Here is a 13,711-nt window from a genome sequence, read left to right as displayed (position 1 = left end):
CTCACGACCCGTGCGCAGGGACGTGACGCCCTCCCCATGCTCCCCGCGGCCCGGTCATCGCCACCGCCGGGCATGGTTCCGCTCCTGGTACCGCTGTGTTCATGAGGCAGTCGTCTGGACTAATTAACGTCACAAAGCGTCCGTACTTCATCGAAGAGATGGCGAGAGACGCATGCTGAGAAGACGACTCACCCTGACGTGCACGGTGCTGGCGGCCGGGCTGCTCGTGCCGGGCACAGCGGCTTCCGCGGTTGCCACGACAGAGACTGCCGAGGGTGTGGTGTACAACGACCACAACGGCAACGGCCGGCGTGACGCCGGTGAGCCCGGCATCGAGGGGGTCGCCGTGTCCAACGGGCTGGACGTCGTGACGACGGACCAGGGCGGCGCCTACTCGCTGCCGGTCGACGAGGAGACGATCCTCTTCGTCTCCAAGCCCTCGGGGTACATGGTTCCCGTGAACGAGGTCCAGCTGCCCCAGTTCTACTACCTGCACTACCCGAACGGCACACCCCACACGCTCCGCTACGGGGGGATCGAGCCGACCGGCCCATTGCCGGAGTCGGTCGACTTCCCGCTTGTCGAGCAGGACGACCCGGACGCCTTCGATGCGCTCGTCTTTGCCGACCCGCAGACGCGGAACTCCGGGGAGATCGGCGAGCTGCGCCAGGACGTGATCGCCGAGCTGGTTGGATCAGACGCCGCCTTCGGCCTCACCGTGGGGGATGTGGTCAACGACCCGCTGAGCCTGATTCCCGAGCACAACGCGGCCGTCGCCGAGATCGGGATCCCGTGGTGGAGCCTGCCCGGCAACCACGACATGGACTACGACGCCCCGAGCGACGAGCACGCCACGGACACATTCAAGTCGGTGTTCGGCCCGACGAACTACTCCTTCGACTACGGCCAGGTGCACGTCGTCGCCATGGACAACGTCGAGAAGACCGGGACGGGCTCGGCCTACCGCGGATCCCTGTCCGAGCAGCAGCTGCAGTGGCTGGCCAACGACCTCGCCCAGGTTCCCGATGACGCGCTGGTCGTCATCGCCACGCACATCCCGCTGAAGTCCGATGCCTCCACGTCGGCGGGCGGCAACACGGCGAACCTCGAGGGCCTCTTCGACGTCCTGGCCGACCGTGAGAACGTGTACAGCTTCTCCGGCCACGACACCTCCAACAGCTGGCAGATGTACCTCGGGGAGGAGGATGGGTGGACCGGCGCCAAGCCCTTCCACCAGCAGGTCCTCGCCGAGGTCCGCGGGGGTGGCTGGACGACCGGGCCGATCGACGAGCGCGGCGTCTCGGCCGCCGACATGGCCGACGGCAACCCGAACGGCTACTACACCATGAGCTTCGACGGCACCGACTACACCGCCCGGTACAAGGCCGCGAGCCTGCCGGCAGACTTCCAGATGCGGTTGAGCTTCTCCGGGGGCGAGGGCGACGTCACCCGGGTCCCGTCCGGGCCGAGCGGGTCGGGAGACTTCGCCGAGGCCGTGCAGTACCACCCTCGCGACTGGAACGGCGAGCGCTGGGCGATCCCGACGGTGACCGCCAACGTGTTCGACGGCGGTGCCCGGCACACCGTCGAGGTCAGCATCGACGGCCGGCCCTTCGCCGCCATGACTCGGTCCGCGCCGGTCGATGACCCGTACATGACGACCCTGCGGGCCGCCTACCTCGGCACCCCGGAGCAGCCGGCCAAGCCCGAGCCCTCGTCCCACCTGTGGACGGCGGGGCTGCCCAACAACATCGCCCCCGGGCAGCACACCGTGACGGTGCGAAGCACCGACCCCTACGGCCAGGTGTCCGAGTCGACCACGCAGTTCCAGGTGGTCGCGGGCAAGCCGGCCAGCCGCTGAGACCAGCCCGCCGCCGGACGAACCCCCTCCCGTCCGGCGGCGGCCTGCGCCAGCGGACTTTCGCCGCCGCCGGGTACCCGCCGCGCGGCCCGCGAGGCGCCTAGGCTCTCCGGGTGACCACGACCACACGCCAGCGCCTCGGTGCCGGCTTCGTCGTGCTGCTGGCCGCCCTCGTCGCCATGGCCCCGCTGACGCTCAACCTGTACCTGCCCGCGTTCCCGCACCTGGCGGCGGAGCTCGGCACCGGCGCCGAGCAGGTCCAGCTCACCCTCACCGCCGCGCTGGTCGGGCTGGCCCTAGGCCAGCTGGTCATCGGCTCCGTCTCCGACGCGGTCGGCCGCCGCCGGCCGCTCCTGGTCGGCATCTCGCTCCACGTCCTCCTGAGCCTGGCCATCGCGGTGGTGGGCAGCGTGGAGCTGCTGGTGGCCCTCCGCTTCCTGCACGGCCTCGTGGCCGCCGCCGGGATCGTCATCGCCGTGGCGGTCGTCCGCGACGTCTACGAGGGCGTCCGGGTGGGCAAGACCCTCTCGCGGCTCATGCTCGTGGTTGGCGTCGCGCCGGTGGTTGCGCCAGCCCTGGGCTCGCAGCTGCTGCTGGTCGGCTCCTGGCGGCTGCTCTTCGTGGTGCTCGCCGTGCTCGGCGCCGTCCAGCTCGCCCTCGTCGCGCTGTGGATGCCGGAGACCCTGCCGCCGGAAAGCCGCCGCCGCGGCGGCACCCGGGCCGCGGTGAGGGCCTACGTCGCCCTCCTGCGCGACCCCACCTACCTCGGGCTCGTGCTCGTGGCGGGACTGGCGATGCTCGGGCAGTTCACCTACATCTCCACGTCCACCTTCCTGTTCCAGGAGACCTACGGCCTGAGCGCCCAGCAGTTCGGCCTGATCTTCGGGCTCGGCGCCGTCACCGTCACGACCGGCACCCAGGTCGCCGGCGCGCTCATGGGCCGGGTGCGCGCGGAACGGCTCGTCCTCGGGGCCCTCGTCGTCGCGCTCTGCGGGGCGGCGGCGATGATCGTGGTCGCGGGCGCCGTGGGGACCGGCCCCGGACGGCTGTGGCCGCTGCTGGCGGCGCTGCTGCCGACCATCGGCTCCATCGGGGTGCTGCTGCCGACCGTGCCCGCCATCGCGCTGGCCCGCCAGTCGCACGATGCCGGCAGCGCCGCGGCCCTCATCGGCGCCTCGCAGTTCGGCATGGCCGCCGTCGGGGCGCCGCTGTCCGGGCTGCTGGGCAGCTCGGTGACCATCATGGCGACGGTCATGATCGGCGCTTTCACCGTCGCCGGGGTGATCATGGGCGCCGTCGTGCGGCGCGGCACCCGGTTGTAGCGCGGCAAGCCGCCGTCGGTGGACCCGGCCGCCGCGGACGAGCCGTTTGTCCCATGAATGGGGCGGGTGAGGCACTCAAGGGCCGATCGGCCGACACACCTGTAACTTCGGCACCAGTCGTGGGGCAATGGCGGGCCTAGCCGCGCGATGGTCGCCGACCTCCCGGAATGCCACCCGCCCCGGCGCCGTTGTGCGGACGGACCTGGCGGCACCGCCATGTCCCCACCACCGCACGCCAGGAGCGCCCCCGCATGAGCACACCCCTGACCATCGACCCGGACGCAATCCTCTGGTCTGCCCCGGCCGCGGAGCGCGCCGGCCGGCCCCTGCTCGTGCTGCTGCACGGCTACGGCTCGAACGAGCAGGACCTCTTCGGCCTCGCGCAGTACCTGCCGGAGGAACTGGTCGTCGCCTCCCTCCGCGCCCCCGGCCGGAACCAGTTCGGGTACGAGTGGTTCTCCCTGGGCGGGGAGCTCGCCGGCCCGGCCGCCCACCAGCAGACGGAGACGACGGACCGCCTGCGCGAGGAGGGCGCCAACCGCGCCGCCGAGGCCGTGCGCGCCTGGCTGGACACGCTCGACGGGCAGTTCAGCGGCGTCGGCCTCGCAGGCTTCTCCCAGGGCGGGGCGATCGCGACCCAGGTCCTGCGCCAGGAGCCCGACCGCATCGGCGTCGTGGCCAACCTCTCCGGCTTCGTCGCCCCCGGCCAGCTCGACGGCGACGCCGAGCTGGCCCGTCGCCGACCCCCGGTGTTCTGGGCCCGCGGCAGCGCCGACCAGGTCATCGCCCCGTTCCTGGTGGAGCGGGCCGGGCAGTGGCTGCCCGAGCACTCGAGCCTGACCGCGCGGGTCTACGACGGGCTCGGGCACGGCATCTCGGCGGACACGCTGGCCGACCTGCGCGCCTTCCTGGACGAGCGCCACGCCGGCTGACGACGAGCAGGAGGCGGGCGAGGGGGACGAGCGGCCGGGAGCGTGACCGGGCGCCCACCTGTCAGACTCCGTCCATGGACATCACGGCCCCCGAGGACCAGGTCATCGAGCGGTTCTGGGCGGAGGCGCGCAAGATCGCCGGGCTCACCCGGCTCGACGTCGTCGTGGGCGAGAACGAGCTCGCCTCCCTGACCCCGCCCGCGTGGGCCTTCGGGAGCAACGCCGAGGTCGCGGACGGGCTCGTCGCGCTGGTGCTCGCGGGCGCGAAGACGGCCACGGCCAGCGCGCTGTGGGAGTGGGAGGCGGACGGTGAGGAGCTGCCCCGGCCCGGGGACCTCTCGATCATCTGCGACGGCTCGGGCGCGCCCCGGGCGCTCGTGCGCACCGTGACCGTCGACGTCGTCGCCTTCGACCAGGTCCCGGCCGGGCACGCCGCCGCCGAGGGCGAGGGTGACCTGAGTCTCGAGTGGTGGCGGCGGGCCCACGAGACGTACTTCCGGGAGTCCCTGGCGCGGACCGGCAGGGCCTTCGCCCCCGACATGCCCGTCGTGCTCGAGACGTTCAAGATCCTGCACGCCAGGCGGGGATGAGGCCGGCTCCGCAGCCCCCTGCGTTGCGGAGCCAACCATCCGAATTACCCCCAGTGTGTGGCAGGAGGTGCGTTTGTGCACACCGAGGCGGTGTCACACTGACCGCGTGCGCGTGATCAGCTGGTTCTTCGTCGTGGTCCTCGGTGCGGCCGCCGCCCTCACCGTGAATCCCGAGTGGCTCGGCCGGCTCCGCCCGGACTGGGCGGGCCTGACGATGACGTACCCCGTGTCGCAGGCGATCGCGGTGCGGCCGCTGCTGGTGGGCATCTTCGCCGTCGTTGCCCTCGTCCTGCTCGGGGTCGGCCTGCTGGGCGCGGTCCGCCTCGGCCGGGGCGGCCCCGCGCTGGCGCTCGGGACGATCTTCCTGCTCGTCGCCGGCGGGCACGCATGGATCCCCTGGGACCGCGGCCTCGACAATCCCGGCCGGCTCTCGGCGGACGACGGCGTGCGCGCCGCCGGCTCGGGCACGGGGGCGATCACCGTGCTCGCCTACAACACTCTCGGCGGGCGGACCGGCGCCGAGGACATCGCGGCGCTCGCGGACGAGAACGGTGTCGACGTGATGATGCTGGCCGAGACGTCGCGGGCGACGGCGGACCGGGTGGCGGAGCTCCGGGCCGCCGACGGCGAGACGTTCCAGGTCTTCGACGCCGAGGCCGGGAGGCCGGGGATCGGCTCCACCGCCCTGCTCGTGGCGACGACGCTGGGCGAGTACGTCCAGACGTCGGCGCCGCGCACCACCGAGGGCAGCGTCCGGGCGGAACCCGCCTCCGGCGTCGGGCCCGTGCTCGTGGCCGTGCACCCGCGCGCCCCCGTCGAGAGCCTCACCCGGGACTGGCGGCGGGACCTCGGTGAGGTCACCGCCCTGTGCCGTGGCCGCGGGACGGACGGCCTGATCCTCGCGGGAGACTTCAACGCCACCCTGGACCACGCCGCCATGGCGGACCTCGGGCGCTGCGCCGACGCCGCGGTGGCGGCCGGGGCGGGCGGTGTGAGCACCTGGCCGGTCCGGGCGCCGGAGTGGCTTGGCACGACCATCGACCATGTGCTCGTCGACCCCCGCCGCTACCGGGCCACCCAGGCCGCCGTCGTGGAGCGCGGCGACAGCGACCACCGCGCGCTGCTCGTTCGGCTGATGCCCCGCTGACCCGGCGCGTTGTCCCGCTCTGGCCCTGTGGCTGATCGGTCTGACCCTGCGGCGGGGCCGTCGATGCGGAGGCTCGGCGACGCTGCCCGTGACCGCCGCAGGGAGCAACGATTTCCGGGGTAACTCCGGAAGATATGCCTGCTGGATCTACCCCGGGCGCCACGGGGTGGCGCGACAGGAGCCGCGGGGTGGCGCGAAATTCGGTGGCCTCGGCGGGCCAGGCGCTGTCAGACTCCCGTCGCGTGACCACCTTCCGCATCGCCGAGCTCGCCGTCCCGACCGACCCCGGGGCGAGCCCCTCGTGGGCCGCCGAGGGGTGGGCCGAGGTGGGTGCCGAGCATCTGATCGCGGTTCTCGGCCACGACGACTTCATCGACCCGCCGCGCACGCGCGTCGCCGACTATGCCGACCAGAAGCACTCCGCCAAGGTGGTGCTCCTGGCCGTGCGGGGCCACGACGGGGCGGACGTCCTGCCCGCCACCGTGGACGGCCAGGGCGCGGGTGCGGAGGCTGCACACGAGGGCGCGGGTGCGGAGACCACGCGCGGCGCCGTCGCCGACGTCGTCGGGTTCGCCGGCATCACCATGCCGCGGACCGACAACACCCACCTGGCCATGGTCGACCTCATGGTCCGCCCCGGGGCGCGGCGCAGGGGCGTCGGCGAGGCGTTGTGGCGCGCGGCCGAGGAGCGCGTGCGTGCGGCGGGCCGGGAGGTGGTCACCACCTGGTCCTCGCACGTGCACGAGCCCCCGGCCGGACACGCCGCGGCCGTCGTCGCCGCCACCGGGGTGGGCGCCATCTCCGCCGACGATCCGTCAGCCCGCTTCGCGCTCGCCCACGGCTTCGCGCTCGAGCAGACGGATCGGCACTCCATGCTCGCGCTGCCCGTCGACCCGGCCGCGCTCGCCGGCTGGCGGGCGCAGGCCGCGCAGGCCGCGGGGGAGGACTACCGGGTGGTGCAGTGGGCCGACCGCACGCCCGAGGAGTTGCTCGACGGCGTCGCGGTGCTGCAGCGGCGGATGAGCACCGACGCCCCCTCGGCGGGCGTCGACCTGCGTGAGGAGGTGTGGGACGCCCAGCGGGTGCGGGACACCGACGAGGCGATCACCCGCACCGGCGACCGGTACGTCCTGACCGCCGCCCTGCACGTGCCCACCGGCGAGCTGGCCGCGTTCACGCAGCTGATGCTGCCGGCGCACCGCAAGGAGATGGTCTTCCAGTACAACACCCTCGTGCGCGCCGACCACCGTGGGCGCCGCCTGGGCCTGCTCGTCAAGGCGGCGAACCTCCAGCTGCTCGCGCAGGTCCGGCCGGAGGCCCGGCGGGTGCACACGTGGAACGCCGGGGAGAACCGGTACATGCTCGCCATCAACGAGCAGATCGGGTTTGCCCGCGCCAGCATCGAGGGCGCCTGGCAGCGGCGCCTCGGCTGACCGCCGGGCTGCCGGGCGCTTCAGGCGGGCATGTGGACCGCGAACCACTTCAGCGCCAGCTCGGCGACGGCGTCGATGCGGTCGTAGAGCCCGTGCTGCGCCCCCTCGAGCACCTCCAGCCGCGACCCCTCGGGCAGCAGGTGCAGGCCCTCCCGGGCCAGCGCGACGAGCTCGGTCTGCTGCTCGTCCGAGTCGGCGTAGATCAGCAGCGTGGGGACGCGGGCCCGGCCGAGGAGGTCGGCCTGGTCGTTGAGGGAGTAGTTGGCCAGGGTCTCGCGGGAGATCACCGAGTACTCGCGGACCTTCGCGGCGTTGTCGTCCGGCACGCGGGTCAGGCCGTGCTGCTCGAGCTCGTCGAGCTGGTGGGTGGAGAAGATCGCCTCCCACGGGTAGGACATGGGCCCGGTGAGCGCGCCCGTGAGCACGAGCGTCACGACGTTCTGCGGGTGCGCGCGCAGGGCCGCCAGCGTGCCGAAGGAGTGGGCGTGGATGGCCTGGACCGGGTAGCCCTCCTCGGCGAGCCAGGCCGACGCCGAGCGGAGGTCCTCCACCTGGCCGGCCGTCGTGACGACGTCGTCGTCGCTGGCGCCGCACCCGGAGAAGTCGATCTGGAGCGTGGCGTAGCCGGCGGCGCGGTAGGCGTCGGCCAGGATGTCGAAGCGCTGGGAGGAGTGGCGGTCCGAGAGGAACCCGTGGGCGAAGAGGACCGCCGTCGACCCCGGTCCCGGCTCGAAGGTGCCTGCCAGGTGGACGCCACGGGGCGTGGTGATCGAGACCTCTGCCATGCCCTAACGGTAAAGGTTTGGTATCGGTGCGTTGGCAACTCGGGGGTGAAGTCTTGCGATTCGGTCCGGGGAGCGTCGCTAAGTCGGCCTGGCCGGCGGCCCCGGCGGCCCCGTAACGACGTTCAGGCCTCGTTGACGGCCGCCGCGAGCGTCGCGAGGCTGTCCTTCCAGAACTTCTTGGTCTCGGCGACGGCGCCGGCGTCGCGCAGCTTGCTGTGCTGCACCGCCAGGCGCACCTTGGCGCGGCCGTCCTTGCCGGGCGGGACCGGCTCGAGAAGCATCGTCACGCGGGAGCCGTCGTCCGCCTGGAAGCGCACGGACCTCGGTTCCGTGACCCCCATGACGGGCCAGTCGACGTCGAGCCAGTCGCTGCGCAGGTCGTCGTCGGCCAGGTGCGGCCAGAGCTCCTCGCGGACGCCGTACAGCGTCTTGGTGGCACTGACCTCGAAGTACCCGTCGGGGCGCTGGCCGGGCTCGCGCAGCCCCCGGGACTGCTCGTACCCCACGGTGACGCCCTGCGCCCACCAGCCGTCGACGTCGTGCTCGCCGCCGAGCCAGCGGGCGATGTGGGTGTGGTCCCACTCCCGGGCGCCGGCGGCGTCCAGGAGGGCGTACCACTGCGCACGGGTGCGGCCCGTCGCGGCCTCGAGGCGCTCCTCGCTGACCTGCTGCTCGTGCGTGCGCGTCACCATGGGAAGACCTTAGTTGGAGGGCGGGCGCCACTACGGGGGCGGAAGTCCCCGTCAAGCATGACGCCTGCCGCGCGGGCCCGGCAAGGGTCCTGACGCATCGCGGCCCGGCCGCCCGCCGCGGCCGTCAGGCGGGCGCGAGCGCGTCGAGCACCGCGTGGGCGCGGCGCATGGACGCGGCCGGGTCCGCGTCCGGGTGGCCGATCGTGGGGTCGAAGTTGAGGTCGACGAACACCTCGGTGACGCCTTGCGCGGCGAGGGCGGGCAGGTCCGCGCGCACCTCGTCCAGCGAGCCGGTGAGCGGGCCGGTGCGGGGCGCGTCGCGCACGACGCCGCGGCAGACAAACCGCAGCGTGTCCGGGTCGCGGCCGCTGTCCCGGGCGGCTCGCCGGACCTGCTCGACCGGGTCGGACAGCCGGGTCAGGTCGGCCCGGCTGTTGCTGATCCAGCCGTCGGCGAGCCGTCCGGCGCGGGCCAGCGCGGCGGGCGCCTGCCCGCCGAGCAGGATCGGCGGGTGCGGGCGCTGCACCGGCTTGGGCAGCACGTTCGAGACCGGCACGCGGTAGAACTCGCCGTCGAACTCGACCCGGTCCTGCCCCCACAGCGCCCGCAGGCAGGCGAGGTACTCCTCCGCGCGCGCCCCGCGCCGCCGGAAGGACGCCCCGGCCGCGACGAACTCCTCGCGCGACCAGCCCAGGCCGAGGCCGACGTCGAGCCGCCCGTCCGAGAGCACGTCCAGGGTGGCGAGCTGCTTGCCGAGCACGGCCGGGGACTGGAAGGGCAGGTTCACGATCGCCGTGCCGAGCCGGACGCGCTCGGTGACCGCGGCGGCGTACCCCAGCGCGACGACCGGGTCGAGCACGCTGGCGTAGACCGGCGGGAGCGACGCCTCCTCCGGGACGAGCAGCCGCTGGAACGTCCACACCGAGGCGTAGCCGAGCGCCTCCGCGCGGCGCGCCACCTCGGCGACGTTGCGCGGGGTCGCCCAGGAGCCAGAGACGGGGAGCGCGAAGCCGATGTCCATGACGGCATCGTGCCCCGTGGCGGCCGCGGCGGCGCGGCGCTCAACGATCGGCGCGGCGCCGAGGCCGTCGGGGGCCGCGGACGGGACCCGCCGGGGGCCTCGCAGACCGGACCCTCGCGTGGCCGGTAGGCCGGACCCTCCCTAGGCCCCGCAGGCGGGACCTACCATGGCGCATGGCGCGCCCACGGGCCACAGGCGGGGGAGACAGCGACGGCGCGACGCTCCTCACCCGGGACTTCCTGACGCTGACGGCGGCCGAGCTCGCGTACTTCACCGCCTTCGGCTTGACCGTGCCCATCGTCCCGCTGTTCGCCCGTGGCCCGCTCGGGGCCGGGCCGGCCGGGGTCGGTCTGGCCGTCGGCGTCTTCAGCGCGACGGCGCTGGTGCTGCGTCCCCTCGCCGGTCGCCTCTCGGACCGCCGGGGGCGACGCCCCCTGCTCGTTGGCGGCGGCGCGCTGTACGCCGTGGTGACCGCCGCGCACCTGCTCGCCGGCGAGCTGTGGGTCCTGGTGGGGCTGAGGGTGCTGCTGGGCGTCGCCGAGGCGCTGTTCTTTGTCGCCGCCACGGCGGCGCTGACCGATCTCGCGCCGCCGAAACGGCTGGGCGAGGCCCTGAGCTACAACTCCCTCGCCCTGTACCTGGGCATCTCCGCGGGGCCCGCGCTGGGCGAGCTGCTGCTCGCCGTCGGCGGCTTCCGCCTGGCGTGGCTCGGCGGCGCCTTCCTGGCCGTCGTGGCCGTGATGGTGGTGCTCCGCCTGCCCGAGACGGCCAGCCCGCAGCGCGACACCACGGACCTTCCGCTCATCCACCGCGCCGTCCTCGCCCCGGGGTTCGCCTTCTGCGCCGGCCTCGCCGCGGCGGCCGGCTTCCTCACCTTCGCGGCGCTCCACGCCCGTGAGGTCGGCCTGTCGAGCTCCGGGGCCGTCCTGGCGGTGTACGGCCTCGTGGTGGTCGGGTGCCGCGTCGCCTTTGCCCCACTGGCGGATCGGTACCCCGCGCTGTGGTCGGGCGCTGCGGCGCTGGCCTGCACGGCGGCCGGCCTCGCGGTGATGGCGGCCGTCCGCAGCCCGGCGGGGCTGGTGGCCGGGACCGCCGTCCTCGCGGTCGGTGTCGCGTTCCTGACCCCGGCGTTCGTGCGGGCGATCATGTCCAGCGTCGAGCCCCGCCTGCGCGGCGGGGCCGCCGGGACGTTCAGCATGTTCGTCGACCTGGGCCTCGGCGGGGGACCGCTGCTCCTCGGCCTCGTGGCCGACGCCGCCGGGATCCCCGCGACCTTCGCGGTCGGCGGCGCCGCGGCCGGCAGCGCCGCGTTGGCCACGGCGCTGCTCGCGCGCCTGCGCGGGGCCCGGGAGGCCACCGCGGCGTGAGCCGCGCGACCGCGTCTCCCGGGCCGCTCCCGCCGGCTGCGGCTCGTGCCGCTCTCCGACGCCCGCGTGCCTCTCGGCGGCGCCCGATCAGTGCCCCCGGTCGACCCACTCCTGCAGGTGCGGTGCCTCGGCGCCGATGCTCGTGTCCTCGCCGTGGCCGGTGTGCACCACGGTCTCGGCGGGCAGGGTGAGGAGCTTGTCCCGGATCGAGCCGATGATCGTGGGGAAGTCCGAGTAGGACCGACCCGTCGCCCCCGGCCCGCCGGCGAAGAGCGTGTCCCCGGAGAAGAGCGCGCCCAGCGCGGGGACGTGGAAGCAGGCCGAGCCCGGGCTGTGCCCGGGCGTGTGGAGCGCGTGCAGCTCCAGCCCGCCGACGGCGACGACGTCGCCGTCGGCGAGCTCGACGTCCGGCGCGGCCTCGGGGTAGAGCGCGTCCCACAGCATCCGGTCGCCCGGGTGCAGGTGGACGGGGGCGTCGACGGCGTCCCGCAGGTCCGCTACGGCGTCGATGTGGTCGTCGTGCGCGTGGGTGAGCAGGATGGCCCGCACCCGCCGGCCGCCCACGATCTCCCTGATGGCCGCGGCGTCGTGAGCGGCGTCGATGATCACGCACTCGGCATCGTCACCGACGACCCAGACGTTGTTGTCGACGTCCCACGTTCCGCCGTCGAGGGAGAAGGTCCCGGAGGTGACGGCCCGGTCGATGCGCGCGCTCATGCGCCCGCCTCGGCCGTCGCGCCGGCTGCCGTCGCCTCGCCTGTCGCCGCCGCCGCGCCGGTCGGCGTCCCCTGCTCGTGCCGGGCGGCATCGCCGTCGAGCACGACGACGGAGCGCAGCACGTCGCCGCGCAGCATCTTGCCGAAGGCCTCGTTCACGTCCCCGAGCCCGATCGTCTCGCTGACGAAGCCGCCGAGGTTGAGGCGGCCCTGGAGGTAGAGGTCGATGAGCGCGGGGAAGTCGCGGCTGGGCAGGCAGTCGCCGTACCAGGCGGACTTCAGGGCGCCGCCCCGGCCGAAGACCTCGTCCAGCGGCAGGGTGATCTCCGTGCCGGGGGCGGGCACGCCGACGAGCACCACGCGCCCGGCGAGGTCGCGGGCGTAGAAGGCCTGCTCGTACGTGTCGGCGCGGCCGGCGGCCTCGATGACGACGTCGGCCCCGAAGCCGCCCGTGATCTCCCGGATGGCCTCGACAGGGTCGGTGGTGCGGGAGTTGACCGTGTGGGTGGCGCCGAACTGCCGGGCCCACTCGAGCTTGCGGTCCTCGATGTCCACGGCGATGACCGTGGTGGCACCCGCCAGCGCGGCGCCCGCGATCGCCGCGTCGCCGACTCCGCCGCAGCCGATGACGGCGACGGACTCGCCGCGCGCGACGGCGCCGGTGTTGACGGCTGCGCCGATCCCGGCCATGACGCCGCAGCCGACCAGGCCGGCGACCTCCGGCGGCGCGGCCGGGTCCACCTTGGTGCACTGGCCCGCGGCGACGAGCGTCTTCTCGGCGAACGCGCCGATCCCCAGCGCGGCGGTGAGCTCGGTGCCGTCGGTCAGCGTCATCTTCTGCGTGGCGTTGTGCGTGGCGAAGCAGTACTGCGGCTGCCCCTTGCGGCACGCGCGGCACTGCCCGCACACCGCGCGCCAGTTAAGGACCACGTAGTCGCCCGGGGCGACCTCGGTGACGCCGTCGCCGACGGCCTCGACGACGCCGGCGGCCTCGTGGCCGAGCAGGAACGGGAAGTTGTCGCCCACGCCGCCCTCGACGTAGTTGTGGTCGGTGTGGCAGACGCCGCAGGCCTGGACCTTCACCACGGCCTCGCCGGGGCCGGGGTCGGGGATGACGATGGTGGTCAGCTCGACCGGGGCGTTCTTGGTGCGGGCGATGACGGCCTGGACCTGCTGGGGCACGGGGACTCCTCCGGGACGGTGGCGATGACGTCGTCCACCCTATGCGGCGCCCCAGACATGGCCGTGGGATGGGCCTCAGGGGTGCCCTGCGCGCGGTCGCGACCGCGGCCAGGGCACTCCGGAGTACATCGCTCACAGATTCCGGGGGTGATCTGACCCTCGTCGTCATCGACGTGACCGAGCCCCAGACGCCACCGACGGTGGAGATGGGGGTTCGGTGTCCGGAAGGCAGCCGTAACGTGTCGGTGGGCGCAGCGGGTCGGTGAGTGGCGACCGCGACGTGTCGCTCGGCGGGGTAGGGAGCTGCTCAGTCACCCCGGGCCGTGACGGACCCCGGCCTTGCGGACCCCGGCGAGGAGGAGGTGGGCGACGTCGAGCACCTCGACGTCGTCACCGATGGTGGCCGCGCCACCGGTGACCACCTATGCCGGGCGGCGCCCCCACTTGAAGTAGCTGAGCGGGCCCACGATGTTGAGCGCGATGATCAGCGCCCACTTGAGCTTGCCGCCGTTGACGCTCTCGGCGGGCCGGCGCGCCAGGTCCGTCCACGCCGCGGCCGCCAGCGCGACCTCGGCGGAGCCCAGCGCCAGGGCCGCAGCACGCTGCCCGGAGCTCAGGTCCTTCCACGACTTCTTCCGTGCCATCTCGCTCTCCCTCGTGCGT

13 protein-coding genes are annotated in these 13,711 nt (G+C 73.9%); 7 read left to right on the top strand and 6 right to left on the bottom strand.

Translation table 11 applies throughout. The annotated features are described in order from the left end of the window. The first annotated feature begins 172 nt into the window (after positions 1-172). The 6 genes from EJK16_RS00545 to EJK16_RS00520 all read left to right on the top strand — a co-directional run bounded on the left by EJK16_RS00545 (position 173) and on the right by EJK16_RS00520 (position 7,285). The gene (locus tag EJK16_RS00545; protein ID WP_127125269.1) at positions 173-1,861 is read left to right on the top strand and encodes a calcineurin-like phosphoesterase C-terminal domain-containing protein; all 1,689 of its coding nucleotides are present in this window, start codon (positions 173-175) and stop codon (positions 1,859-1,861) included. 113 nt (positions 1,862-1,974) lie between these two features. Continuing rightward, positions 1,975-3,183 carry a Bcr/CflA family efflux MFS transporter gene (locus tag EJK16_RS00540; protein WP_127125267.1) on the top strand — a complete coding sequence of 403 codons (1,209 nt, stop codon included), beginning with the start codon at positions 1,975-1,977 and terminating at the stop codon, positions 3,181-3,183. Positions 3,184-3,434: 251 nt separating this feature from the next. Then, positions 3,435-4,115 (top strand): alpha/beta hydrolase, encoded by a 681-nt coding sequence (locus tag EJK16_RS00535; protein WP_127125265.1) that lies wholly within the window; start codon positions 3,435-3,437, stop codon positions 4,113-4,115. Between the two features lie 74 nt (positions 4,116-4,189). Beyond that, positions 4,190-4,705, top strand: a complete 516-nt coding sequence (locus EJK16_RS00530; protein WP_127125263.1) for an ASCH domain-containing protein — start codon at positions 4,190-4,192, stop codon at positions 4,703-4,705. 106 nt (positions 4,706-4,811) lie between these two features. Further along, the gene (locus EJK16_RS00525) at positions 4,812-5,852 is read left to right on the top strand and encodes an endonuclease/exonuclease/phosphatase family protein (RefSeq protein WP_127125261.1); all 1,041 of its coding nucleotides are present in this window, start codon (positions 4,812-4,814) and stop codon (positions 5,850-5,852) included. Between the two features lie 242 nt (positions 5,853-6,094). Then, positions 6,095-7,285 (top strand): GNAT family N-acetyltransferase, encoded by a 1,191-nt coding sequence (locus EJK16_RS00520; RefSeq protein ID WP_164737156.1) that lies wholly within the window; start codon positions 6,095-6,097, stop codon positions 7,283-7,285. 20 nt (positions 7,286-7,305) lie between these two features. On the opposite strand, the gene EJK16_RS00515 is transcribed toward EJK16_RS00520, so the two are convergent. The 3 genes from EJK16_RS00515 to EJK16_RS00505 all read right to left on the bottom strand — a co-directional run bounded on the left by EJK16_RS00515 (position 7,306) and on the right by EJK16_RS00505 (position 9,783). Continuing rightward, entirely contained in the window at positions 7,306-8,070 is a 765-nt protein-coding gene (locus tag EJK16_RS00515) for a S9 family peptidase (protein ID WP_127125258.1), read from the bottom strand. 122 nt (positions 8,071-8,192) lie between these two features. Continuing rightward, positions 8,193-8,762, bottom strand: coding sequence for a hypothetical protein (locus tag EJK16_RS00510; protein ID WP_127125256.1), 570 nt, complete (start codon positions 8,760-8,762; stop codon positions 8,193-8,195). Between the two features lie 124 nt (positions 8,763-8,886). After that, positions 8,887-9,783 (bottom strand): TIGR03619 family F420-dependent LLM class oxidoreductase, encoded by an 897-nt coding sequence (locus tag EJK16_RS00505; protein WP_127125254.1) that lies wholly within the window; start codon positions 9,781-9,783, stop codon positions 8,887-8,889. Positions 9,784-9,956: 173 nt separating this feature from the next. Between EJK16_RS00505 and EJK16_RS00500 the strand changes: the two genes are divergently transcribed. Beyond that, positions 9,957-11,150 (top strand): MFS transporter, encoded by a 1,194-nt coding sequence (locus EJK16_RS00500; RefSeq protein ID WP_127125252.1) that lies wholly within the window; start codon positions 9,957-9,959, stop codon positions 11,148-11,150. 87 nt (positions 11,151-11,237) lie between these two features. On the opposite strand, the gene EJK16_RS00495 is transcribed toward EJK16_RS00500, so the two are convergent. The 3 genes from EJK16_RS00495 to EJK16_RS00485 all read right to left on the bottom strand — a co-directional run bounded on the left by EJK16_RS00495 (position 11,238) and on the right by EJK16_RS00485 (position 13,692). Next, positions 11,238-11,867 carry an MBL fold metallo-hydrolase gene (locus EJK16_RS00495; RefSeq protein ID WP_127125250.1) on the bottom strand — a complete coding sequence of 210 codons (630 nt, stop codon included), beginning with the start codon at positions 11,865-11,867 and terminating at the stop codon, positions 11,238-11,240. Continuing rightward, a complete protein-coding gene (locus tag EJK16_RS00490) occupies positions 11,864-13,048 on the bottom strand; it encodes an S-(hydroxymethyl)mycothiol dehydrogenase (protein WP_127125248.1) in 1,185 nt (394 codons plus the stop codon). The genes EJK16_RS00495 and EJK16_RS00490 overlap by 4 nt, the downstream gene beginning before the upstream one ends. A gap of 422 nt (positions 13,049-13,470) precedes the next feature. Further along, positions 13,471-13,692 carry a PLDc N-terminal domain-containing protein gene (locus EJK16_RS00485; RefSeq protein ID WP_127125246.1) on the bottom strand — a complete coding sequence of 74 codons (222 nt, stop codon included), beginning with the start codon at positions 13,690-13,692 and terminating at the stop codon, positions 13,471-13,473. Positions 13,693-13,711 lie beyond the last annotated feature (19 nt).

It is taken from the genome of Georgenia sp. SYP-B2076 (assembly GCF_003991205.1).
In the GTDB taxonomy this organism is placed as follows: domain Bacteria; phylum Actinomycetota; class Actinomycetes; order Actinomycetales; family Actinomycetaceae; genus Georgenia.
The sequence above is the reverse complement of the archived record's forward strand: the minus strand, read 5'-3'. Positions and strand labels throughout refer to the sequence as shown.